Here is a 22,645-nt window from a genome sequence, read left to right on the forward strand (position 1 = left end):
ACTGAGCCGATGGATTCGCTTATTCACTCATCGCGCGACGTCACCATCCGGAGCATCTCGGTCAGCGAGATGAACAACAATGTGTACCTGTTGACCTCGAAGTCCACAGGTGTGCAACTGTTGATCGACGCCGCCGATGACCTTCCAGCCATTGAGCAACTTCTCAACGACAGCGCTCCGGATACTTCCGCAGCGCCGAAGCTCGTCAGGATCGCCACCACCCACCAGCATTGGGACCACATCCGTGCCTTGGGCGAGTTGGTGTCACTTACCGGTGCAACCACTTCGGCAGGAGCGGACGACGCCGATGCGTTGCCCGTTCCGGTGGATGTCCGGCTTGGTCACGGCGACGTCGAGCGGTTCGGCGACTTCGAGATCACGGCGATCCACCTGCGTGGACACACCCCCGGCTCGATCGCTTTCGTTTACCAGGATCCCGACGGGCCTGCCCACATTTTCAGCGGGGACTCGTTGTTTCCGGGCGGCGTCGGCAACACACAGAACGATCCTTCACGTTTCACTTCACTGTTGAACGACGTGAAAGAGCGGCTGTTCGACACCTATCCGGATGACACCGTGGTCCACCCGGGCCATGGATTGCCCACGACCCTCGGCGCCGAGCGGCCCCACCTTGAGGAGTGGCGCGCCCGGGGCTGGTGACTTACGCGGATGCAGAGCGGGCCTCACAACTTGAGGCTAGCGACCGCGACGCTCATTCGACGCGGGAGCCGACGCGCGGCGCGGGCCACTGCGTGCCGGACGGCCAGCGCCCGAGCCGCCGCGACCGGAGTTACCGGAAGCTCCTGAACCATAGGATCCACCGGAGGTAGCGCCCGTTGCGGAAGACCATACGGCCTTGTTTCCACCGGTGCGGGTGCTTGTGGTGGAAGCCGTACGCGGAGCCGAAGCTGAGCGCTGGCCACCGGTAGCAGCACGCTGGCCCGAAGCAGGACGACCGCTACGGCCGCCCTGGCCCTGCGAGCCGGGAACGTCGTTGCGGTGAGTGGCACCAGCCTTGCCGCGACCGCGTGAGCTGCGGGCGACGTCGTCGTTCATTGCTGCGCGACGATCGGCGCGGTTGATGTCGGTGCGAACCGGCTCAGCTGCGACCTTGCCGCGTCCGCCGCGACCGCCACGGCCACCCGCGGTGGGGGCCGCCTGGCCGCCGGTACGGCGTGCGCGCTTTCGCTGGGCATTGGCGCCCGTGGAGGTGCCGCCACCCTGCGGGGCTTTCGCCGCGAGGAGGGCTGCACGGGTGCGGGGATCAACCTTGTCCGCGATGTCGCCCACGAGCTCGGCGACCAGCGGGGAGTTGGCCGTGACGCGCTCGAACGATACGTCCACGCCGGCGGCCTTCATGAGCTTCTTGACGTCGCTCTGCTGCTCAGGGAGCGTCAGGGTGACAACGGTTCCATCGGAACCTGCGCGGGCCGTACGGCCTGAGCGGTGCAGGTACGCCTTGTGCTCCGTGGGCGGGTCCACGTGGATGACGAGTTCGACGTCGTCAACGTGCACGCCACGGGCTGCGACGTCGGTAGCCACCAGGACGCGAACGTCACCGTTGGAGAACTCGGCAAGGTTGCGGTCGCGGGCGTTCTGCGACAAGTTGCCGTGAAGGTCGACCGCTGGGATGCCGGCGTCGGTGAGGGTCTTGGCAAGCTTGCGGGCGTGGTGCTTGGTCCGCATGAAGAGGACGCGGCGGCCGGCGCCGGAGGCCAGTTCGACGATGAGCTGCTTCTTGACGGTTTGATCGTTGACCACCAGCACGTGGTGTTCCATGGTGGTGACAGCGGCCTGGGGATCGTCCACGGAGTGCGTCAGCGGGTTGGAGAGGTAACGGTTGACCAGCTTGTCAACACCGTTGTCCAACGTCGCTGAGAAGAGCAGGCGCTGACCCTGGGTGGGGGTCATGTCCATGAGCTTCTTGACTACCGGGAGGAAGCCGAGGTCAGCCATATGGTCGGCCTCGTCCAGCACGGTAACCTCAACGGCTTCGAGGGTCAGGATGCGCTGGCGGATCAGGTCTTCGAGGCGGCCCGGGCAGGCGATGACGATGTCGACGCCGGCACGCAGCGCCTTTTCCTGGCGCGCCTGGGAGATGCCGCCGTAGATGACCGTGGTGTTCAGGCCCATGGCCTTGGCCAACGGCTCGATGGTGGCGTTGATCTGGGTTGCGAGCTCGCGGGTCGGCGCAAGGACGAGGCCCATGGGGCGGCCCGGCTTGCGGAAGTGCTTGGCTTCACGCTCGGCCAAGCGGGCCACAAGCGGGATAGCGAAAGCAATGGTCTTGCCGGAGCCGGTGCGGCCACGGCCCAGGACGTCACGGCCTGCGAGGGTATCCGGGAGGGTCTTCACCTGGATGGGGAATGCCTCTTCGATGCCGTCTGCGGCGAGGGAATCAGCAATGGCCTTGGGCGTGCCAAGGGCAGCAAAAGTAGTCATGTACTTATGTCTTTCGGGCGGTGTCCAGTTGCGGACATCGGCCCCCGACGCCGGTTGGGCCAGGGGTTCGCCGAGGAAAAGTCAGGTGGTCTACCGGTTCGCAGCTATTGCGTTGGCCGGGACCAAATGGAAGCGTTCATCGACGCAGGATGTGCCTCTCACATGAAAAATGCCCCGCTGCGTAGCCTGTTGGGCCACCTGCTTCAGGGCGTCACCGCACATCAAGTGTTCCCAGTCTAGCAGTGATCAGGGTGGAGCCTTGCATCGGGGCTGGTCACGTTCGCGTCCGCCCGCCCAACTAGGTCGCAATTAAGCGCGTTATGAGCCCTCAAAACGCGCTTAAATGCGACCTAGTTGGGGTGTGTGAGTGAGAGTTCCGGTGCGGCGTCCCGGGATGCGGATGCGGTGGCATGAGCGGCGACGCGTGGCGCTACAAGAACCCCGACGACGGCGATCACCGCCGTCAGCGCGAAGACCCCCGCAAACGGGTTCGTCGTCGTAAATGCCGCGAAGACGAGTCCCGTGGCGGCGAGGGCCAAGGCGCCGCCCAGGGAATCGGAGATGGACATCGCTGCGCTGTTGAAGCCTTGGTTATCGGGGGTCGAGAGAGCCAATGTCATGACGCTCAGCCGCGGGTACATGAGCCCCATGCCGCCGCCTGCCAGGATCCAGCCGCCAATGGCAATGGCCGCCGGCAGCGCCAACGCCGCTGTCACCAGGGCCAGAACTATGGCCACCAGCACCAGTGCGGCCCCAATCTTCACGGCGAGGGCATCAGCCAGCTTGGAACCCAACCGGCCCTGGAGAGCGGACGCCCCTGCCCAGGCGAGCGCAGCACCGGTCAGCGTGAGCCCGGCAAATGTCGGCGTGAAAGCATACTGTTCGGTCAGCAGGTACGGCAGGTAAACCTCCGCGCCGAAAAACGCCGCCGACGCCAACCCGCGGGTGAGGATCACGCTGGGAAGACCTCGCCGGGCAAGCAGTGTTCCGCGCGGGACCAACGGCCGTACCGCCACCACAGCAAGTACAAGCGCGACGACGGCAATCACCCCGCCCACGCCCGGAACCTCCGCTGAAAGGTTCAGTGCGAGGACGGTCAGGGCAGCCAGCGCCGCCCACCCCATGCGTCCGAAAGCCCACGGGACAGGCTGTTTATCTGTTTCGGCGTCGGGAGCCATCCCCCGCACGGCTGGCACCACCATCAGCAGCGCCGGAACAACCAGCCCCACCACGCCAAGGAATACCCAGTGCCAACTGCTGAGCTGTGCCACGATGCCTGCAGCGAACGGACCCACCAGGGAAGGGATGACCCAGGAAGCAGCAAACGCGGCAAAGATCTTGGGATGCAGCACCGGCGGGTAGACGCGGGCTACCAGCACGTACAAGGCCACGGTCATGGCACCGCCCCCAAGTCCCTGCACGAGCCGCCCAAGCACCAGGACCTCCATGCTCCCGGCCGTTCCAGCGATCAGCAGGCCGGCAACGAAGAGCGCCACCGACCCGTATAGCGGTGCCGCCGGCCCCCGACGATCGGACCAGTTGCCTGCCGCCACCATGCCCATCACGCCAGTTGCCAGCGGGCCGGCGAAGGCCAGCGCATAAAGACTGGCTCCGTCCAGGTCCCGGCTGACGAGCGGCATGATGGTGGTAACCGCCAAGGACTCGAAGGCGCTGAGGAAGACGAGCGCGCAAGCACCGACGGTAGCCAGTAGGTAGGGGCGGCGGAGTATTCCGGCCGTTGAGGAGTCAGAGGTCATGGACGTTACCCTAGAACCTCAACTAATGTTGAGGTCAATCCACCACGCCCACCACTGGAGGACCAGCCATGCCGCAAGTTCCAGGCAGCGCCCACCGTCCCCTCAGCATTGGTGAGCTTTCCGAGCGGAGCGGAGTATCGCCGTCGGCCCTGCACTTCTACGAACGCAACGGGCTCATCGCAGCTGAGCGCACGGCCGGCAACCAGCGGCGGTACCGGCGCGAAACGCTGCGGCGGGTGGCTTTCATCAAGACTTCTCAAAGAGTCGGCCTTCCCCTGAAGGACATCCGCGAGGCGCTGGATTCCCTGCCGAACGGGCGGACGCCCACCAAACGGGACTGGACACGATTATCGTCGCGGTGGCGCAAGGAACTCGACCAACGGATTGCCGCGCTGCAACACCTGCGGAATGATCTGGACGGATGCATCGGCTGTGGTTGCCTGAGCCTGAAGTCGTGCACGCTTCAGAACCCTGCCGACGAACTCGGGGCCGCCGGAGCGGGAGCGCAACGTTGGAACCAGTCCGGATAATCCCATTAGATGATCGCCGTCATGACATTCCAGCCCACTCCCACCTGTACCCGCGGCGAATACCCCCCGAAGTCCTGCCCCGGGTAGAGCCACAGAGTGCCGCTGGCGTCGCGGGCAAGGATGTCCGGCATGTCGTCGCTGTCGAAGTCGCCTGGGGTGACGATTGCCGACATAACATTCCACTCGATGCCAACCAGCAAGGGTGGGTACCAACCACCCAAGCCGTCGGGTTCGTAGAGAAACAGCGTGCCCCAGGTGTCGCGGGCAAGGATGTCGCGACCCGGGTAGCGGAGGTTCCCCGGGCCCATAATGGCCGTCATCACGTTCCAGTTCGTACCCACCTTCGATCTCGGCAGCCACCCACCCGAGCCGTTCCCCGGATACAGCCAGAGGTCACCGGCACTATCCCTGGCAAGGACATCGGCTTTGCCATCATCATCAAAATCGCCAGGGGCCACGACGGCGGTCATCGCGTTCCAGCCGATGCCGACTTTGGAGCGGGGCAGCCAATCAGAATTGCCGTCGCCCGGATACAGCCACAAATCGCCAGCCTCGTCGCGGGCCAGGACGTCCGGTTTGGTGTCTCCGTCAAAGTCGCCTGATGCCATCAACAGGTTCATGATGTTCCAACCCGAACCAACCTGTGAGCGGGGCAGCCAGCCCTTGTTGCCGTTTCCGGGATACAGCCACAGGGCGCCGGCTGAGTCCCGTGCCAGAACGTCCGTAGCGCCGTCGGAGTTGTAGTCCTTCCACACGTTCTCCGGCCCTGCCGTGGTGACAGCCAAGAGGTAATCGCCTTGGTTTCCCGGAACGACGTACCCCTTGGAGCCGTCCGGGAGCATGACGAACTGGCGGGGAAGCAACCCATCTTCCAACAGAATTACGCCTGCCGGTTTGAGCGTCGGCAGGCTGAGCACGTTGATGTCGTGGCCCAGCACATAGAGCCGCCCACCGTCCGGACTGACCTGGACAGAGAGGGATCCCATGTTCATGACCGGGCCGTCACCGAGGCTGACCCGCGTCAGTGAATTCCCCTGCAGATCGACTTCAGCCACGTAATTGTCATTGGAAACCTGGTCCACGACGAACGCCCGCGACCCATCTGGAGTGAAGCTTGGCGCCGTGGCCACGGCTTGAGTTTGCACTTCCCCGATCACGGTATTCGTGGTGACGCTTACGATGGCGATGCCGCCTTCGAGCTTGGGGTAATACAGCCTTGATCCGTCCGGGGACATGGACCCTCCGGTTGACGTTCCCCCGAGCGGAATGGTGCTGGTCACGGTGTTTGTAGACGTCTCAATGGCGGAGACCGACTGGTCCAAGAGGTTCAGGGCGAAGGCCGTGGCCCCGTTCGGCGTCACAAGAATCTGCGTTGGCTCACGGCCAACGGGAATGGAGGAAACCACGGACGCCGCCGCCACATCGATGACCGCAACGGTTCCCGGCGTCGAACCTGTGTCCGCCGGAGTGCCGTACACAGCCGCGTAAACACTGGATGAGTCAGGGTTAAATGCCAGGCTGAAGACCGGGCCGTCCACGGGTATGTCCGCCACCACCATGGAGGCGGTGTCCACCACGGTCAGGAAATGCTCCTGGAGCTCGCTGGTTGCGAGGAACACCTTGGCGCCGTCGGGGCTGACCTCCATGGCCGTAACATCCCGGACATCCATGCCCGCTGTCACTGTGTCGGTGGCAACATCAATCGATGTGAACGCGCCGGATGCGGACACTGTGAACAGCTTGCTGCCATCGGGGCTCACCTCGACGAAGTGCGGGCTGGGGACCTCGATCTTCGACGGCGTCCCGAAAGTTGGCATCGGCGCGGTGACGGTTGGTGCAGCGATGGACGGTGCAGCGACTGTGGCAACGGCGTCGGGGTTTAGCGGATTGGCCTGGGCGGGCAGCCCTGAAGCCATGAGTGTAAAGGCCGCTACGAACGCCACAAAAACGGCACGCGCACGGAAAGCAGGCGTCCGTAACATCATGAATCCCCCCGGTTTCATGCGCCACTGACTTGAGTCCGGCGCTTGGATCAAAGGCTAGTCACCATCAAATGGAAAAACCAGATCTTAGTGTTCGTATGTGTGGTTTTGCCGAAACAGCAACAGGCGTTGCCTAAGCAGGCAGCTCACGGCACGCTTGGGTTATGGCTGAACACACTCACGACGGCGGCACTCACCGCGCCTCAGGCAGCGCGCACCAGGACACCCACCAGCGCGGCGACCAGCAAGGACACTTGAACTTGCACGAAGATGCCGACAACGCCGTGGATATGTGGGACGGGATGTACCGCGAGCGCCCGAAGATCTGGAGCGGGAACCCTAATCCACAATTGGTCGCCGAAGCCGCCGGTCTCCGCGCTGGAACCGCCCTGGACCTTGGCTGCGGCGAGGGTGCAGACGCTATCTGGCTCGCCGTGCAGGGCTGGACGGTCACCGGAATGGATGTGTCCGCCGTCGCGCTTGAACGTGCGGCTGCCCATGCAGCGGAATCCGGCTACGCCCACCGGATCACCTGGCAGCAGCAGGACCTTGCCGAATGGAAGCCGGAGCCCGTCTTCGACCTCGTTTCCGCACAGTTCCTCCACTCCCCTCTCCTGCCGTGGCGTGACTCCGCGGCATCAGCAGCAGCGGCGGTGGCCCCGGGCGGCACGTTGCTGGTGGTCGGCCATCACCCCCATGGACTCGCTCCATGGGGCCACCACCACGAGACGGGCATGTTCTTCACGCCGGAACAGTTGGCTGGCGCGCTCCGCCTGGACCGCGAGCCGTGGTTCGTCAACGTTCTGACTTCGCGGGAACGCACCATCACGGGTCCGGACGGCGAGACGGCCACGATCTTGGACACTGTACTCAGGGCGACGAAGCATCTCTGACGCGGCTTCTCTAACACGGCTTCTCTGACACGGCTTCTCTAGCGCGGCCGCTACGGCGGGCAACGGCACCCAGGCGGCCTCGCCGTCGTCGTTAACCTCCGCAACCAACCAAGCCCCAGGCAACCAGTCAGGCTGTTTCCGGCAGCAGTTCCCCATAGGGCGCCACCACTGTCCCCGTGGCCGTCGAGTCCGGGTTCAGCATCCAGCCAACCCGTTTGGCCGTATTTAACATGACCACGCTCTCAACGAGTTCGATGCCCGGGATGCGCTGCTGGATGGCAAGTTCCATTTCCATGACCTCCGCCAGCGAGCGCAGCCACATGATCATGGTGAAGTTGGTGCGGCCGGTGGTGGATGCGGAGAACCTGACATTCCTGACAGAACGCAGTTCCGTTGCTGCGGCTTCGTGCTGGCCGGCGGGAACGTTCGCGAACCATTGGACGGTAATGGGATAACCGGAAAATTTCTGGGCGATCTCGCAGCGGAAGGAGAGCATCCTGCTGCTTAGCACCCGCCCCAACTGGCGTTGCACGGTAGCAGGATGCCGCCCCAAGGCCCGGGCGATCTCAGCGGCAGAAGCGCGGCCATCGCGTGCGAGGAACGGGATGAGCGCCAGATGACTCTCGGGCAGCGGCACGACGATGGCGTCCGGAGCGGATGGGTTGGCCGATTCGGGCCCCGCCATCGCCCGGAGCGCCTGCTGTTCCCCTTTGGTGAGCACATTCAGCCGCCACGCATAGCCGCTGGTGTGGATGCGGGTACACAGCGACGTGTGGTACTTCGTAAGCCCCCGGACTTCCTTGAGTCTTGGCAGCAGGCTGGTGCTGAACTGATCGAGGTCCTGGGTGATGACCGTGAGCGTGAGGTCGCGGTTACTGGCCGCTTCTTCCACAGTGATGACTTCGGCGAGTTCTGCCAGGGCTGCCGTGACCTGCGGCCGGAGATCCATTTCGCAGTCGATGTCCACCATGGCAAGGCACATGTTCTTCGGATCGCCCATGAGATGCGCCGTAGTCCAGGCCGCACCGGCAGCCTTCAGCCGGTCCCACCGCGCGGCCAAGGTTGTGGCGTGGACGCCCAGGACTTCGCCGGCGTCGGACCAGCTGATGCGGGGCGAAATCTGCAGGGCATTGATGAGGCGCAAATCCTCTTCACTGAGTTCCATGAGTTCATTCTCGCAAACGATGCATGAATCCTGCGTTCTTGAGAGATTCATGCATTTTTATAGATGTTTTCGAGATTGTGAGTCAAGTCACCACAGAATTGCAATAAGGACCTGTAGCCGAGCACACCAGGAGAACACATGACCATCGCGGCCGACGCCAAGGAACTGCAGAACGACATTGTCCGCCTCCGCCACGACCTCCATCGCGAACCGGAGATCGGCCTGCAGCTCCCCCGCACGCAGGAAAAGGTGCTGAAGGCGCTGGATGGACTCCCGTACGAGATCACCCTGGGCAAGGACACGACGTCGGTCACCGCAGTCCTCCGCGGTGGCGCGGCTTACGCGTCGGCGGAGAAGCCCGTGGTGTTGTTGCGCGCAGACATGGACGGCCTTCCAGTCCAGGAGACCACCGGAGTTGACTACACCTCCAGGATCGATGGCGCCATGCACGCCTGCGGTCACGACCTCCACACGTCCATGCTCGCCGGAGCCGCCACCCTGCTGGCTGAGCGTCGCGATCAGCTGGCCGGCGACGTCGTCCTCATGTTCCAGCCCGGCGAAGAAGGCTACGACGGCGCGAGCTACATGATCAACGAAGGCGTCCTGGACGCTGCCGGTCGCCGCGCTGACACGGCCTACGCAATGCATGTGTTTTCCTCGCTGGAACCGCACGGCCAGTTCGTCACCAAGAACGGTGTGATGCTCAGTTCCTCGGACGGGCTCGTGGTGACCGTGCTTGGCGCAGGCGGTCACGGCTCGGCACCCCATTCGGCCAAGGACCCCGTGACCGCTGCCGCAGAAATGGTCACGGCCCTCCAGGTCATGGTGACCCGCCAGTTCAACATGTTCGACCCCGTTGTCCTCACCGTCGGCGTGCTCCACGCCGGAACCAAGCGGAACGTGATCCCGGAGACCGCCCGTATCGAAGCCACCATCAGGACCTTCTCCGAAGCGTCACGGCAGAAGATGATGGATGTAGTACCCAAGCTGCTCCAAGGCATCGCTGCAGCCCACGGCCTGGAGGTTGATGTGGACTACCAACAGGAATACCCCCTCACTATCAACGATGAGGACGAGACGAACACCGCGGAAAAGGTCATCGCCGGCATGTTCGGCGAGTCCCGGCTGACGCGGATGGCTACTCCCTTGAGTGGTTCCGAGGACTTCTCCCGTGTGCTGGCCGAAGTCCCGGGAACCTTCGTCGGGCTCAGTGCCGCTGCCCCCGGCACCGACCACGCGACGTCGCCCTTCAACCACTCGCCTTACGCGACGTTCGACGACGGCGTCCTCACCGACGGCGCCGCCCTGTACGCCGAACTCGCCGTATCCCGCATCGCCGCCCTCGCCGCCGCCAACTAACTCCCTGCCCTATCCCACCTTGGAGAAACACATGACCGCCACCGTTGGAACGTCCACCGAAGTCAAGGTCCACAAATCCCACCTGCGCACGCTCGTGGGAACCGGCATCGGCAACGCCGTTGAATGGTACGACTGGGCTATCTACGCTACGTTCTCGCCGTTCATCGCGAGTGCCTTGTTCAGCCAGGCCGACCCCACATCAGCTGTGCTGTCCACTTTGGCGATCTTCGCCGTCGGGTTTGTTGCCCGGCCGTTCGGCGGTTTCGTATTCGGCTGGATCGGCGACCGCATCGGCCGCAAGACGTCCATGACGGTAGCGGTTGCCCTCGGCGCTCTCGGCAGCCTCCTCATCGGCATCGCTCCGACGTTCCAGGCTGTGGGCGCGTTCGCATCTGTGATGCTCCTGCTTGCCAGGCTCATCCAGGGCCTTGCCCACGGTGGTGAGCTGCCGTCGTCGCAAACGTACCTGTCCGAGATGGCACCCAAGGAAAAGCGCGGCTTCTGGGCGACGCTCATCTACACGTCCGGCACCGCCGGCATTCTCGCAGGAACCCTGCTTGGCGCGATTCTCACCGCTGTCCTGTCCAAGGACGACATGAGCGCCTGGGGTTGGCGTATTCCGTTCCTCATCGGTGGGGCGCTGGGCATCTACGCCCTGTTCATGCGGGCCAAAATGAAGGAAACCCATGCCTTCGAGGCCGAGACACCCAAGGAAAAGCGCTTGCCGATGTGGCCGCAGATCGTGAAGTACCGCAAGCAGGCACTGCAGGTCATCGGCCTCACGGTTGGCCTCACGGTGGTCTACTACATCTGGGGCGTCGTGGCACCGAGCTATGCAGCCACCACGTTGAAGATGGACCGCGGCGCGGCACTCTGGGCCGGCGTGATCGCCAATGTCGTATTCATCGCCGCACTCCCGTTCTGGGGCAAGCTGTCCGACCGTATTGGCCGCAAGCCTGTGCTGATAGGTTCGTCCATCGGTGCCATGCTCATGCACTTCCCCATGACGTGGCTGCTCAAGGATTCGCCGTGGCAGCTGACCGTGTCCATGTCCGTGATGCTGTTCTTCATCGCTGGCAGCGCGTCCATTGTCCCGGCCGTCTACGCCGAGCTGTTCCCGACGCACATCCGCACCGTTGGCGTCGGTGTCCCGTACTCCATCTGCGTCGCTGCCTTCGGTGGCACGGCTCCGTACCTCCAGACCTGGCTCGCCAGCATTGGCCAGGGTTACCTGTTCAACGTGTACGCAGTGATCCTGCTGGTGATCGGCATCGCGTTCGCCTTCTCGATCCCCGAGACCAAGGGCAAGGACCTGACGCACTAGCTTCTCCCAGCTTCCCAACTAGGGGACAGCACACGTCGCTATGAGCCCTCATTACGACATGTGCTGTCCCCTAGTTGGTTAGACGAACTTGTTGCGGCCTGCCCGATAGCCGAAGAAGGCAGCCAGCGCTCCGACCACAAGGAACAGGATTCCCGCCGCCGCGAATCCGCCCGTGGCTTGGTGCAGTTGTCCCACGAGCAGCGTTCCCACCGATCCCACTCCGTAGCCAACACCCTGCATCATCCCGGACAGGTGCGCAGCGGTATGGGCATCGCGTGTGCGGACCATGATCATGGTGAGGGCAACCGCGGTGAGCGATCCCTGGCCGAGGCCCAGCAGTCCGGTCCAGATCCAGATCAGCCCAGTGGGACCGAAGATGCTGAGGGCGAAGCCGCCGCCGGTCATCAGGGCCACTACGGTGTTGATGACCCGCTGGTCACTGAACCGCGTGGCCAAGGCAGGGGCGAAGAGTGAACCGAGCATCTGCAGGACGATCGACACCGAAACAATCAATCCCGCGGTTCCGCCATCAACGCCGCGGTCCCTCAAGATCGGCGCCAGCCAAGCGAACACGCTGAACGACATCATGGCCTGCAGCACCATGAACAAAGTCACCTGCCACGCCACCGCGGACCTCCACACGTTGACTCCGCCGCTCACAGCGTGGTGCCGTACGGGGTGCTGGCGGACGGCCAGCGGAAGGAAGAGCAAAAGCACGACGGCGGCAGGCAGCGCCCAGGACCACAGCGCCGAAGTCCACTGGCCGGTTGCCGCAAAAACCGGATACGTGAAGCCTGCACCAAGGGCTGCGGAGGCGCAGATCGCCGTGGTGTACAGGCCACCCATAAGCCCAAGCCGGTGCGGGAAATCCCTTTTAACCACGCCCGGCAGGAGTACGTTGCAGAGCGCGATCGCCGCTCCGCAAGCTGCAGTTCCTACGAGAAGCGTGGGCAGGTGGCCCACTCCCGGGACGTCCACGGGCCGTAGAAGCAATCCTGCTGTAAGGACAGCCATTGCTCCCAGCAGCACCCGTTCTGCACCGAAACGGCGAGCCAGGATCGGGGCGAGAGGTGCGAAGACACCCAGCAACGTCACGGGCACGGTAGTCAGGACCACCACCGCCCAGCCCGGCAGGCCGGCGTCGGACGTTATTTCCGGAAGGACAGCTGAGAAGCTCGAGAAGACTGTCCGCAGGTTCAAACCGATCAGCACCAAGCAGATGCCCAGGTAGACGAGTCCCCTCTTGGAGCGCAGCTGCGTAGGGGGTGCCGGCGGGACGTCGTCGATCTCGGCGTCAACTGCGATTTCGGGGAGGACTGGTTTCTCTGCGTAGCCGGGAGTCTTCGAGGAGGTCACACGTCCTATTCTGTCAGCCGTGTCCGATCTGCTGCCTATGGGCGTGAGGTGACCGGGGTTGAAGGCCGGCAAGATTGTCCACATACGCCGGATTAGCTTTGTTTCTTTGGTACTCGGCACGGCATCGGTGGCGCTGGCTCGACGACCCACGCCAACCGGGCGGCACACCAAGGCGTGGTTCACAGGAATTGCCGGGCTGGGCGTTCTCGGGCTGGACGTTGCAATTGTTGCTGCCTGGATTTCTACCACGCACCGCATCATGATCCTGTTTTGACGCCGGAGCACGGATCCAGCCTCGTCTGAGCCAGCCAGCTGCCCCGACCGAACCGAAGTATTCTGGAAACGATGAGTGAAACCCCAGATTCCCCCCGACCAGTCACACCCGGTAGCCAGGCTTCCTTCGGAACCTACGGTGGCCGGCCGGTCAGCTTCGTGCGCCGCGGTACCCGTTTGCAGGGACGCAGGCAGGCCGCGTGGGAGGAGCACGCCGAGCGCTGGGCCGTCCAGGTTCCGCGCCACGTCGCCAACACGTCGGTGCACCCCGATTACACGTTCGACGCCGAGGCCGTGTTTGGGCGCAAAGCTCCCCTGATCGTCGAGATCGGCTCGGGTCTGGGTGATGCAGTGGTCCATGCTGCCGAACAGAATCCGGACAAGGACTTTTTGGCCGTGGAGGTTTACACGCCCGGGTTGGCCAACACCATCATCAAGATCAACAGCCGTGGCCTGACCAACGTCCGGGTGGTGGAAGCCAATGCTCCCGAGGTTTTGGAGTCGATGCTTCCCGCTGGTTCAGTCAGCGAGCTCTGGGTGTTCTTCCCCGATCCCTGGCACAAAGCACGGCATCACAAGCGCCGCCTCATCCAGCCGGCTTTCGCTTCCGTGGCTGCCAAGGCATTGGAGAAGGGTGGTTACTGGCGCATTGCCACCGACTGGTCCAACTACGCCGTACACGTCCGCGATGTCCTGGCAGACTCGACGGAATTCGAGAACATGCACGAAGGCGAGCGCAGTGGTGAGGAGAGCCCGCTGACGCAAGTGTGGAAGTCCGGCGTCGAGTCCGTTGTTGGAGGGGCGCCCGTGCGGGAAGGCCGGGCACCTGTCAGCACGGAGCACACGGGCCCGAACGAGGGCGTGGACGAGGAAGGCGGCTGGGCTCCCCGGTTCGAGGGCCGTATCCGCACGAGCTTTGAGAACAAAGCCCACGAGGCCGGGCGCATGATCTTCGACCTCACGTATCGCAAGATCTAGCCAACGTACTTTGGGGGAAATATGAGCTATCAGCCATCGATTGACCACTACCAGCAGCCTCAACGGTCCAGGACACCCGGGTTGGGTGCGGGCATCACGAGCATCGTCGCGGCAGTGCTTTCGCCCGTCGCCGCAGTGGTCAGCATTCCCTTGGGCGTGGCAGCTGTCGCTTCGGCGATGAGCCGCTACAACCCGGGCAACGACGTCTGGTGGTTCAGTGCGCTTATTCTGGCAGTGATTGCGGTGGTTCTTGCCGTTGTGTCCGTCGTCAGTGGGCTCATCGCCGTATTTCGGGCTGGGCGCATGAACGCCGGACGCATTACAGGGATCATCGGACTGGCGATCATGGCTCTCAACGTTTTTGGTGTTGCCTTCATGGTGCTCCTGGTGCTTGGTTCAGGGCAGGGGTCCTGAATGCCACAGGTCCGCGCCGAGCGGTTCATCCGTTTGGATCCCGAAACAGCTTTCGCACTCTCGCAGACCACTGGTGAATTCAGGCTCAGATGGGATCCGTTCATTTCGGCCCAAAGCTTCGTGGACGGAGCCAAGGCAGCAGGCAAGGGCGTGCGTACACGAACCGTGTCCCGCATGGGACTGAAAATGGTCAGCGAGTACGTCTCCTACACCCCGCCCCGAAATGTAGGGATGACCATGGTGTCCGGGCCTTGGTTCTTCGGGAACTTCGGCGGTGGCTGGCGGTTCACCCCCGACGACGGCGGCACCCGGGCAGTCTGGAAGTACACCTTTTCCTGCCGCCCGGCCTGGCTGAAGCCCATGGCAGAGAGAATCGGAAGCTGGTTGTTGGGCCGCGAAATTGAACGCCGGATCGAAGCATTTGCACGCGCCTGCGAAGACCCCGCACTTGTAGCCGAGTTGCGGGCGAATCTACGGTACTGAAATCTACGGCACCGAAATTGAGGCCACTGTCTTTTCGGCTTCATCCCGGAGCTCAACACCGGCTATGCCGCCAAGCTGCACGGGCGTAGCCCCAGTGATCTTGATGCGACCACTCGGCGTTGCTGTCCAACCGCAGGTGCGCTCTTCCGCTCCATCCCGGCCCTTCACCCACAGGTAAAGCGTTCCTTCAAGCGGCATGCTCCTGCCTTCAACCTCAAGCTCCGTGCCCCAGGCCTTCTTCACCATGCCTACTGTCAGCTGCAGCCCCGTTTCGGACTGTACCGAGTAACTGGCATCCGGTTTTGGTGGCTGGTTCAGCAGCGGACCCGCAAGGAAACCAAGTGCCAGGCACGCAGCGGCGACTGCCCCCACGAAAGCCACCCACCGCCGTCGTGATTTTCTCCTACGTGCCGAAAGATCAATCAGGATTTTCTGCGGCAGAGCTTCCCGGCCCGGTTCCAAGGGTGAGAGCGCGCCAGCGGTACCCGTGAGGGTGAGTGCGATGGCGTCGGAGGCAGGAACGGCGTCCAGCAGCGCGGGGAGGCTTTCCAACTGCTCGAGTTCGCGCCGGCACTGGGCACATCCAGCGAGGTGCTCTTCAAAGGTGCGGGCTTCCTCGGGGTCCAACCCGCCCAGCAGGTATGCGCCCAGCAATTGGTGGACGGAGTTGCCGTTCATCGTTCCACCCCCATTTCATCAAGGATTGTTCGGAGGGCTTTCACAGCATAGAAAGCCCGGGATTTCACGGTGCCGGCAGGGATGTTCAGCTGCAGTGCTGCCTCGCTGACGGTGAACCGCTGGTAGTGCAGGGCCACAAGGACCTCGCGGTGTTCGTGACTGAGCCGCAGGAGCGCCTCTTCCATGAGGACGCGGTTCAGGAGTTCATCAACGCGTTCGGTCGCAACATGGTCTGGAAGGTCGTGCTCGCCTGCCTCGACAGGGCGCCTCTGGGCCTTCCGGTAGTTGTCGATGATGACGTTGCGGGCCGTCCGGAAAAGGTAGCTGCGGAGGCTGCCCGTGATCTGCGGGGCATGCTGCCAGACCTTGAGGATGGTTTCCTGCACGACGTCGTCGGCCAGGTGCGTGTCCGAAGTGCAACTGAGCACAAAGCGCTTCAAGGCGGTGCCGTGATCGCGGTAGATTGCCGCCACCACGTCCTCGTCCAACGGCATAGCCACCTCCTTCGCACAGTGTCCTGCTGCCCTACCCTCATACGACGCCGCGCGCGGGAAAAAGGTTCAGCTACTTGAACCATTCTTCCCCCGCTGGCGTCGTAGGGGTTAGCGCCGACCCATCCCGGCCGGCCCCGTCAAAGGAGCTAAAGATGAGAAATAGACTCAGCGTTGGAATCGGCGCAGTGGTTTTCGCCGTGGCTCTTGCCGGTTGCGCGGGAAGCCCGGGGACGAGCACTACGTCCTCTGCCGCTCCAACCACCGCCACGTCCTCGACGGCGCCCACCACCGTGTCGCCTACCTCCAGTCCCGCCACCGCGGGTGCAGAAATGAAGGTTGCGTCATCCAGCGCAGGGCAGATCGTGGTGGACAGCAAGGGCATGAGCCTGTACTTCTTCACCAAGGACGTCAAGGACTCAGGAACCAGCGCCTGCACCGGCGCCTGCCTGACGGCTTGGCCGGTATTCACGACGACGTCGGATAAGCCAGCCGTTGAAGGCGTCAGTGGCACCGTGGGAACCATAGCTACCCCTGACGGGAAGAAGCAGGTCACCCTCAATGGCATGCCGCTGTACTACTACGCCAAGGACAAAGCACCGGGCGATGTCACCGGCCAAGGCGTCCAAAGTGTCTGGTACCTGGTCAGCCCGAGTGGGGAGATGATCAAGGGGGCTGCGTCGGGTTACTGAGGTTCTTGGTTCCGCCGCCGAGTTCGCGGGAACCCTTCCGTATAGCCGGAACCTTCCCTGCGAGCGCGCAGGTTTCCAGCGAACTCACGCCCGGCACCATCACCTGAACGCCCGAAGTATGCGCTCCTTAAAGGCGCGCTCTTGAAAGAGGTCCTGCCATTCGACACGAATAAACCGCCAGCCCTCCTCAACAAGTGCCTTCTCCCGTCGCCGCTCCTGGAAGATGACCTCATCCGTAGGTTTGTAGTCGAAGTATTTGGTTCGTCCGTCGAACTCCAAGGCCAGCTTTTCCTCGTCCCATGCGAAATCCATGCGATGGCGCCCTAAGCGGGACTGAACTTCGAATTGTGGCTGTGGTGGCTTAATCCGCAGCCTTTGCAGCAACTCACGGGTCAGCGTTTCGCCCGCAGACTCGGAGCGGGTATCCGCGTTGTCCAAGGCCTTGCGCAGCGTACGAATTCCCCGCCTTCCGGCAGACGCCGCAGCCATGTTTGAAAGTGTGCTGATGTCGGCCCCCAGTCTCAGCCCATGATCCATGATCACCAGCGCTTTGGGATAACTAAGCATCCTGGCACAGTCGGAAATGGTTCGCTCAAGGCTCGTCGCACGCAGCCCTTGAACCTCCACGACGTCGTCCTCACGGTAGCTTTCTGTATGTCCTCGAACATCCTTGCCCCAACGATCGGATGAGGGCCTGACCGGGTGGAGAACATGAACCTTGTCATCAACACCCCATACGAAGAGACCATGGAGTCGTGCCGCCGAAAGATGGCTGTAGACGAAGCCACGCGTTGACGTTGTCAGGGTTCCATGAGCGTGCGCCACAATCCGTGCCTTGGCTTGTCCTCTCGCACCCAGGGCGTTCCACCTGCTCGCCCTGACATAACAGCCGTACCTCAAACGACGCACCTCACCGGAGTCCACCAGCGCCTTGATGCCTCGACTGTTGAGACCAAGGCGGAGCAACTCGTCGGTTCGCCACATGTTCCCGCGCTCGGGTAGTGAACGGGCTTTCAGGACGGCGGTTTCAGTAGGTGTTGGATCCATCGATTCAGCATGGCGAGCTCACATGGGATCGCAGAAGCACCGTGGCACGTTATGTGGATAACGGAGCGCCGATACCGCTGAAACGGTGCGAGAACGCGGAAGGTTTGCCTGCGTGGCCGCAGTGTTCCAGCGAAGTTCGCCCACAGTACACGACGCGCTCGGGCTACCATCGGGTCATGGGTCAGATCCCCGGGCTACGCCGATTTCATGCTGCGGGACGTCGTGGGAACGCGCCAGGATCGCCGGAACGCTACGGCGATCCCGCAGCGTTCCGGCGATCTCGGCGAGGCGAGGCGAGGCGAGGTGAGGTTTACGCGTCCGTGAGCTCCTCGGACTCCTCGAACTCCACGGCAGCGATGATTTCCTTCGTCTCCGGGTGGATCATGAAGGCTTCCTCGTCGTCCTCCACCATGATGTAGTCGCCGTGGTCGGTGGCGAAGTGCCAGGCGAGGGTCTTCACGCCGTCGTGCTCGTAGTTGGGGTCCCCCATGGTGATCTTCTGGAGCGCGTAGCCGGCGACGTCGCACAGTTCCCGGATGATGACCTCGAACTCGGGCGCGTTGGCGAGGGCTTCTTCGTCTGCTTCAGCCTGGCGCTCGGCAAGGTCTGGAATCAGGGCAACTCGCCCGGCAATGTGTGCTTCCAACTCCCCGTCGGAAAGAACCAACAACCCGGACTGGTTCCGGAGGTAAGCGGCGTTGAGTTCGATGATGTCTTCCTCTTCCAGCAATGCCTCGAATTCGCCGTCCAGCTCATCCAGCACAACAACAGCCGCGAGAGGGGTTTCGGACTCGTCCAGGTCGCCGTCGAGGTAGGCCTCGGCCTCGCCCTCGCTCAACTCATCAAAGGCTGCAGCTGTACGGTTGAACAGGTCCAGGTGCCGTGTGGCACCCATGCCTTCCAAACCGGCCCGCACATAGGCGTCCAGCTCTTCACGCTCGGGAGCGGTGAACACGTACTGCGCGAATCCACCGGCCAATGCCTGGGTCAGGTAGAAGTCAACAAAGTAGCTGTTGAGCGCAGCGGGCGCGATTTCGTCGCTGTTGAGGAGCTCCTGGTACATCTGGTTCACGACGTTGACGTTGGAATCCACTACGTCTGCATTGCCGGCTTCGAAGCTGGTCTTGTTCAGGACGACGGGGTACTCGTTGGTAGTCATGGGAAATCCTCACTGCTGAAAGCTGTTGGTGCTCCGGACCCTTTCAACGTACGCGTGGGAGCAGCGCCGCAATCGAGGTAGAGGTTAACAGCGGGCGAAGTTTGGGAGCCGTTTTCTGCTGACTAAGATTGAGCAGATAACCTCCTGCCGAAAGTAGCCCGACGCATGCCGTCCCACACAGACGAAACCTGGGAACTGGCCATACAGACTCCTGCCATTAACGACCGCTCCTTGGCGGCCGGGTTGGCCTATGCCATGGGCAGCCGCGTGAGCGGAATTTCTTTCGATTCGGCCACCGGCCTCTTGCTTGGCAAGGTCCGCGGCACCGGTCCGCAACCGTATTCGACGTCGGCAAAGCTGGTTCGCAAGCCCAGTGGCTGGAGCTGCACAGTAGGTATTTGCAGCTGCCCTGTCCGCAAGGATTGCAAGCATGTGGCCGCGTTGCTTTTCACGGCTGAGGACCACCCGACCATCCGCGCCCAGCTGTTGTCGCAAGCACCCGGAATCCAGACCTCGCGCCTTGGTTCCTCCGAGCAGGGCGGTTCCGCCCGGCCGGCATGGGAGCAAGCCCTCAACAGGCTGATCGCGAAGCCAGGCACTGCGCCCAGCACTGCCGGAATTCCGTTGGCCCTGCAGTTCGAGGTTGAGGAACCGGCCGCCCACTTCTCCTACACAGGCCGCCGCGACCCCATGCGCAGCGTCCGGCAACTCAAGGCCCGCCCCGTCATGATGGGAGCCAAGGGCAAATGGATCCGCGGCGACGTCTCCTGGAACAACCTCAGCTACGTCAGTTTCCGCCGCGAATTCAACGAGGCACACGTCGAGTGGCTTCAGACTTTCCTGGCTGCGCACGGCTCAAGTAATGGGCGCCAGCAACCGTCCGGCGCCATGTGGTTGAGCCTGAACGATTTTGCCGCCAAGAACCTTTGGGCGCTTCTCGCCGACGCCTCAAAAGCCGGCATTCCGCTGATTCACGCCGCTGGTAGTGAGCCTGTCCACGTCGAGACCCAACCCGCCGTCGTCGGGCTTAGTTTGGCGCGCCTTGAAGCGCCCGGCGCCAAGGACCACAAGCAAACGCCCGACGGCGGCCTGCAGCTTGCGCCGTCGGTGACGGTAGGCGGCGAGCAGATCGACGCCGGAACTGTGGGCTTCCTGGGCAAGCCAGCGTACGGGATCTTCTTCACGCATTCGGGTGCCGAAACCCTGCCCGGGGTGCCGCAGCAGAACAACCTGATCACGCTCGCCCCGATTGAGGGCGGCGTCAGTGACGAACTGCTCGAGTTTGTCACCGAGGGCGAGACGCTCTTGATTCCGGCTGAGGACGAGAGCCGGTTCCTGACCTCGTTCTACCCGAAGCTGCGGCAGTCAACGCCTGTCAAGGCAGCGGATGAATCGGTTGAACTCCCAACTCTGGCGGTCCCCACGCTCTCCCTGCTCGCCAATTACGGCACCGACCATAAGGTCCGGCTGCACTGGGAGTGGCATTACAAGTCCGGCACGTTGGTCACCGCTCAGCCGCTGTGGCGGCACCCCGAAGATCGCGGCTACCGCGATGACCCGGAGGAAGCCCGGATCCTGGAGTCGCTCGGGCGGCCGTGGGACGTGGTTCCTGCCCTGGCGGAATCGGCCACGGGTGGCTGGGGCGCTCCGCGGCTCGCGGCTTCGGCTGAGCTTTCCGGACTGGACACGCTGGCCTTCACCGAGGAGGTCCTGCCAACGCTCAAGGACCTGCCCGATGTGGTGGTTGAGACCTCCGGCGACATCGCTGATTACCGCGAGGCCGCCGAAGCTCCCGTCGTCTCCATTTCCACGAAGGAAACGGCGAGCGGCGACTGGTTCGATCTCGGCATCGTGATCACGCTCGAAGGCGAACCGGTCTCGTTTGCTGCCGTGTTCTCAGCCTTGGCTGCCGGGATGAGCCGGATGCTGTTGCCCAGCGGCGCCTACTTCTCCCTGGATCTGCCTGAACTGCACCAGCTCCGTGCGTTGATCGACGAAGCCCGCTCCCTGCAGGACAACCCGGACAACAAGGACGGCACCCTGCAGATCAGCCGCTTCCAGGCCGGGCTCTGGGACGAACTCGCGCAGCTCGGCATCGTTGACGAACAGGCCGCGGCGTGGCGCGAAGCTGTTGGCGGACTGCTCGACGACGGCGTGACCGGACTTCCGCTGCCGGCAGGCCTCAACGCTGAGCTGCGTCCGTATCAGCTTGAAGGTTTCAACTGGCTCAGCTTCCTGTTCAAGCACAGCCTTGGCGGTGTGCTGGCGGATGACATGGGCTTGGGTAAGACCGTTCAGGCGATCGCGCTGATCTGTGCGGCCAAGGAGATGGCTGCTGCTGTTAATAAGGCTGATGGTGCCGAGACCCGTGCTCCTTTCCTGGTGGTGGCCCCCACCAGTGTGGTGAGCAACTGGGCCGCCGAAGCGCAACGGTTCGCTCCCGGACTCGTGGTGCGGACCGTCGGTGAAACCTTCGCCAAGAGCGGCCTTTCACCCATCGACGCATTGGCGGGCGCCGACGTCGTTATTACTTCGTATGCCCTGTTCCGCATAGATTACGATGCTTACGCATCATTCCAATGGGCCGGTCTCATGCTGGACGAGGCGCAGTTCGTGAAGAACCACCAATCCAAGGCATACCAGTGTGCGCGCAAGCTTCCGGCACGGTTCAAGCTCGCCATCACGGGCACGCCGCTGGAGAACAACCTCATGGAGTTCTGGGCGCTGACGTCTATTGTGGCGCCCGGGCTGTTCCCTAGCCCTAAACGGTTCGCGGAAAACTACCAAAAGCCCGTTGAAAAGAACGGTGATTCAGCGCAGTTGGGCAAGCTCCGGCGTCGTGTCCGTCCGCTGATGATGCGCCGCACCAAAGAGCAGGTCATCAAGGATCTGCCGCCCAAGCAGGAGCAGGTCCTTGAGGTCGTGCTCAACCCGCGGCACCAGAAGGTTTACCAGACACATCTGCAGCGTGAGCGGCAGAAGATCCTCGGGCTGATCGACGACGTCAACAAGAACCGCTTCACGATCTTCCAGTCGTTGACATTGCTCAGGCAGCTCAGTTTGGATGCTTCGCTGGTGGATTCTTCGTTGTCTGGAGTGCGGTCGTCCAAGCTCGATGTGCTGTTCGAACAGCTGGAAGACCTGATCTCCGAGGGCCACAGGGCGCTGATCTTCAGCCAGTTCACGGGATTCCTGGGCAAGGTGCGTGAGCGTTTGGATGCCGAGGGCGTGGAGTACTGCTACCTCGATGGCAGCACACGGAACCGCGGGGATGTGGTGAGCGAGTTCAAGAACGGTGCCGCTCCCGTGTTCCTGATCTCGCTGAAGGCCGGTGGCTTCGGACTCAACCTGACCGAGGCTGACTATGTGTTCCTGCTGGATCCGTGGTGGAACCCGGCGTCCGAGGCACAGGCCGTGGACCGCACGCACCGCATCGGGCAGGCCCGGAACGTTATGGTCTACCGGTTGGTTGCGAAGGACACCATCGAAGAGAAGGTCATGGCGCTGAAGGCCAAGAAGTCGCAGCTGTTCGCGGATGTGATGGAAGGCGACGCCCTGGCTGGTGGCTCGTTGACGGCGGAGGACCTGGCGGCGCTGTTCGCGGAGTAATCCCCCAACTAGC

At 63.0% G+C, this 22,645-nt stretch carries 20 protein-coding genes; 11 read left to right on the forward strand and 9 right to left on the reverse strand.

Going from position 1 to position 22,645, the window contains the following annotated elements; all coding sequences use genetic code 11:
- Window positions 1-9: 9 nt before the first annotated feature.
- A complete protein-coding gene (locus LDN75_RS20985; protein ID WP_223934609.1) occupies window positions 10-660 on the forward strand; it encodes an MBL fold metallo-hydrolase in 651 nt (216 codons plus the stop codon).
- Between the two features lie 36 nt (window positions 661-696).
- Here LDN75_RS20985 and LDN75_RS20990 read toward each other — a convergent pair whose 3' ends face one another.
- Window positions 697-2,442: a DEAD/DEAH box helicase gene (locus LDN75_RS20990; protein ID WP_223934610.1), complete on the reverse strand. Its 1,746-nt coding sequence runs from the start codon at window positions 2,440-2,442 to the stop codon at window positions 697-699.
- 350 nt (window positions 2,443-2,792) lie between these two features.
- The gene (locus LDN75_RS20995; RefSeq protein ID WP_223934611.1) at window positions 2,793-4,199 is read right to left on the reverse strand and encodes an MFS transporter; all 1,407 of its coding nucleotides are present in this window, start codon (window positions 4,197-4,199) and stop codon (window positions 2,793-2,795) included.
- 68 nt (window positions 4,200-4,267) lie between these two features.
- On the opposite strand from LDN75_RS20995, the gene soxR reads away from it, so the two are divergent.
- Window positions 4,268-4,729, forward strand: a complete 462-nt coding sequence (soxR, locus tag LDN75_RS21000; protein WP_223934612.1) for a redox-sensitive transcriptional activator SoxR — start codon at window positions 4,268-4,270, stop codon at window positions 4,727-4,729.
- 5 nt (window positions 4,730-4,734) lie between these two features.
- Here the strand turns inward: soxR and LDN75_RS21005 are convergent, their stop codons facing one another.
- Window positions 4,735-6,714: an FG-GAP-like repeat-containing protein gene (locus tag LDN75_RS21005; protein ID WP_223934613.1), complete on the reverse strand. Its 1,980-nt coding sequence runs from the start codon at window positions 6,712-6,714 to the stop codon at window positions 4,735-4,737.
- Between the two features lie 161 nt (window positions 6,715-6,875).
- On the opposite strand from LDN75_RS21005, the gene LDN75_RS21010 reads away from it, so the two are divergent.
- A complete protein-coding gene (locus LDN75_RS21010; protein WP_223934614.1) occupies window positions 6,876-7,604 on the forward strand; it encodes a class I SAM-dependent methyltransferase in 729 nt (242 codons plus the stop codon).
- 127 nt (window positions 7,605-7,731) lie between these two features.
- Here LDN75_RS21010 and LDN75_RS21015 read toward each other — a convergent pair whose 3' ends face one another.
- A complete protein-coding gene (locus LDN75_RS21015) occupies window positions 7,732-8,769 on the reverse strand; it encodes an Lrp/AsnC family transcriptional regulator (protein WP_223934615.1) in 1,038 nt (345 codons plus the stop codon).
- A 138-nt stretch (window positions 8,770-8,907) separates the two neighbouring features.
- Here LDN75_RS21015 and LDN75_RS21020 point away from each other — a divergent pair, with 138 nt between their 5' ends.
- Both LDN75_RS21020 and LDN75_RS21025 read left to right on the forward strand, forming a co-directional pair.
- Window positions 8,908-10,128 (forward strand): M20 family metallopeptidase, encoded by a 1,221-nt coding sequence (locus tag LDN75_RS21020; RefSeq protein ID WP_223934616.1) that lies wholly within the window; start codon window positions 8,908-8,910, stop codon window positions 10,126-10,128.
- 31 nt (window positions 10,129-10,159) lie between these two features.
- Complete coding sequence (locus LDN75_RS21025) at window positions 10,160-11,452, forward strand: MFS transporter (RefSeq protein ID WP_223934617.1); 1,293 nt, start codon at window positions 10,160-10,162, stop codon at window positions 11,450-11,452.
- 78 nt (window positions 11,453-11,530) lie between these two features.
- Here the strand turns inward: LDN75_RS21025 and LDN75_RS21030 are convergent, their stop codons facing one another.
- Window positions 11,531-12,808, reverse strand: a complete 1,278-nt coding sequence (locus LDN75_RS21030; protein WP_223934618.1) for an MFS transporter — start codon at window positions 12,806-12,808, stop codon at window positions 11,531-11,533.
- 58 nt (window positions 12,809-12,866) lie between these two features.
- Here LDN75_RS21030 and LDN75_RS21035 point away from each other — a divergent pair, with 58 nt between their 5' ends.
- From LDN75_RS21035 to LDN75_RS21050, 4 genes are all read left to right on the forward strand, one after another.
- A complete protein-coding gene (locus tag LDN75_RS21035) occupies window positions 12,867-13,082 on the forward strand; it encodes a hypothetical protein (protein ID WP_223934619.1) in 216 nt (71 codons plus the stop codon).
- A gap of 71 nt (window positions 13,083-13,153) precedes the next feature.
- Entirely contained in the window at window positions 13,154-14,059 is a 906-nt protein-coding gene (trmB, locus tag LDN75_RS21040) for a tRNA (guanosine(46)-N7)-methyltransferase TrmB (protein WP_223934620.1), read from the forward strand.
- Between the two features lie 21 nt (window positions 14,060-14,080).
- On the forward strand, window positions 14,081-14,473 hold the full coding sequence (locus tag LDN75_RS21045) for a hypothetical protein (RefSeq protein ID WP_223934621.1): 393 nt from the start codon (window positions 14,081-14,083) through the stop codon (window positions 14,471-14,473).
- Window positions 14,474-14,956 carry an SRPBCC family protein gene (locus tag LDN75_RS21050; RefSeq protein WP_223934622.1) on the forward strand — a complete coding sequence of 161 codons (483 nt, stop codon included), beginning with the start codon at window positions 14,474-14,476 and terminating at the stop codon, window positions 14,954-14,956.
- 3 nt (window positions 14,957-14,959) lie between these two features.
- On the opposite strand, the gene LDN75_RS21055 is transcribed toward LDN75_RS21050, so the two are convergent.
- Window positions 14,960-15,634, reverse strand: a complete 675-nt coding sequence (locus tag LDN75_RS21055) for a zf-HC2 domain-containing protein (protein WP_223934623.1) — start codon at window positions 15,632-15,634, stop codon at window positions 14,960-14,962.
- The gene (locus tag LDN75_RS21060) at window positions 15,631-16,128 is read right to left on the reverse strand and encodes a sigma-70 family RNA polymerase sigma factor (RefSeq protein WP_223934624.1); all 498 of its coding nucleotides are present in this window, start codon (window positions 16,126-16,128) and stop codon (window positions 15,631-15,633) included. The genes LDN75_RS21055 and LDN75_RS21060 overlap by 4 nt, the downstream gene beginning before the upstream one ends.
- A gap of 152 nt (window positions 16,129-16,280) precedes the next feature.
- On the opposite strand from LDN75_RS21060, the gene LDN75_RS21065 reads away from it, so the two are divergent.
- Window positions 16,281-16,817: a hypothetical protein gene (locus LDN75_RS21065; RefSeq protein ID WP_223934625.1), complete on the forward strand. Its 537-nt coding sequence runs from the start codon at window positions 16,281-16,283 to the stop codon at window positions 16,815-16,817.
- 99 nt (window positions 16,818-16,916) lie between these two features.
- Here LDN75_RS21065 and LDN75_RS21070 read toward each other — a convergent pair whose 3' ends face one another.
- Window positions 16,917-17,864, reverse strand: coding sequence for a hypothetical protein (locus tag LDN75_RS21070; protein WP_223934626.1), 948 nt, complete (start codon window positions 17,862-17,864; stop codon window positions 16,917-16,919).
- Between the two features lie 310 nt (window positions 17,865-18,174).
- Entirely contained in the window at window positions 18,175-19,023 is an 849-nt protein-coding gene (locus LDN75_RS21075; RefSeq protein ID WP_223934627.1) for a hypothetical protein, read from the reverse strand.
- A 165-nt stretch (window positions 19,024-19,188) separates the two neighbouring features.
- Here LDN75_RS21075 and LDN75_RS21080 point away from each other — a divergent pair, with 165 nt between their 5' ends.
- Window positions 19,189-22,632 carry a DEAD/DEAH box helicase gene (locus LDN75_RS21080; protein WP_223934628.1) on the forward strand — a complete coding sequence of 1,148 codons (3,444 nt, stop codon included), beginning with the start codon at window positions 19,189-19,191 and terminating at the stop codon, window positions 22,630-22,632.
- Window positions 22,633-22,645: the final 13 nt, after the last annotated feature.

The sequence above is a fragment of the Arthrobacter sp. StoSoilB5 genome, from assembly GCF_019977235.1.
Classification (GTDB): Bacteria; Actinomycetota; Actinomycetes; order Actinomycetales; family Micrococcaceae; genus Arthrobacter.

Bases quoted from the DNA above. Each gene is read 5' to 3' on its own strand.
- LDN75_RS21070 (WP_223934626.1), bottom strand. From the start codon at position 17,864: ATGGATCCAACACCTACTGAAACCGCCGTCCTGAAAGCCCGTTCACTA.
- LDN75_RS21050 (WP_223934622.1), top strand. From the start codon at position 14,474: ATGCCACAGGTCCGCGCCGAGCGGTTCATCCGTTTGGATCCCGAAACA.
- LDN75_RS20995 (WP_223934611.1), bottom strand. From the start codon at position 4,199: ATGACCTCTGACTCCTCAACGGCCGGAATACTCCGCCGCCCCTACCTA.
- trmB (WP_223934620.1), top strand. From the start codon at position 13,154: ATGAGTGAAACCCCAGATTCCCCCCGACCAGTCACACCCGGTAGCCAG.
- LDN75_RS21080 (WP_223934628.1), top strand. From the start codon at position 19,189: ATGCCGTCCCACACAGACGAAACCTGGGAACTGGCCATACAGACTCCT.
- LDN75_RS20985 (WP_223934609.1), top strand. From the start codon at position 10: ATGGATTCGCTTATTCACTCATCGCGCGACGTCACCATCCGGAGCATC.
- soxR (WP_223934612.1), top strand. From the start codon at position 4,268: ATGCCGCAAGTTCCAGGCAGCGCCCACCGTCCCCTCAGCATTGGTGAG.
- LDN75_RS21015 (WP_223934615.1), bottom strand. From the start codon at position 8,769: ATGGAACTCAGTGAAGAGGATTTGCGCCTCATCAATGCCCTGCAGATT.
- LDN75_RS21075 (WP_223934627.1), bottom strand. From the start codon at position 19,023: ATGACTACCAACGAGTACCCCGTCGTCCTGAACAAGACCAGCTTCGAA.
- LDN75_RS21005 (WP_223934613.1), bottom strand. From the start codon at position 6,714: ATGATGTTACGGACGCCTGCTTTCCGTGCGCGTGCCGTTTTTGTGGCG.
- LDN75_RS21010 (WP_223934614.1), top strand. From the start codon at position 6,876: ATGGCTGAACACACTCACGACGGCGGCACTCACCGCGCCTCAGGCAGC.
- LDN75_RS21020 (WP_223934616.1), top strand. From the start codon at position 8,908: ATGACCATCGCGGCCGACGCCAAGGAACTGCAGAACGACATTGTCCGC.
- LDN75_RS21045 (WP_223934621.1), top strand. From the start codon at position 14,081: ATGAGCTATCAGCCATCGATTGACCACTACCAGCAGCCTCAACGGTCC.
- LDN75_RS20990 (WP_223934610.1), bottom strand. From the start codon at position 2,442: ATGACTACTTTTGCTGCCCTTGGCACGCCCAAGGCCATTGCTGATTCC.
- LDN75_RS21060 (WP_223934624.1), bottom strand. From the start codon at position 16,128: ATGCCGTTGGACGAGGACGTGGTGGCGGCAATCTACCGCGATCACGGC.
- LDN75_RS21025 (WP_223934617.1), top strand. From the start codon at position 10,160: ATGACCGCCACCGTTGGAACGTCCACCGAAGTCAAGGTCCACAAATCC.
- LDN75_RS21055 (WP_223934623.1), bottom strand. From the start codon at position 15,634: ATGAACGGCAACTCCGTCCACCAATTGCTGGGCGCATACCTGCTGGGC.
- LDN75_RS21065 (WP_223934625.1), top strand. From the start codon at position 16,281: ATGAGAAATAGACTCAGCGTTGGAATCGGCGCAGTGGTTTTCGCCGTG.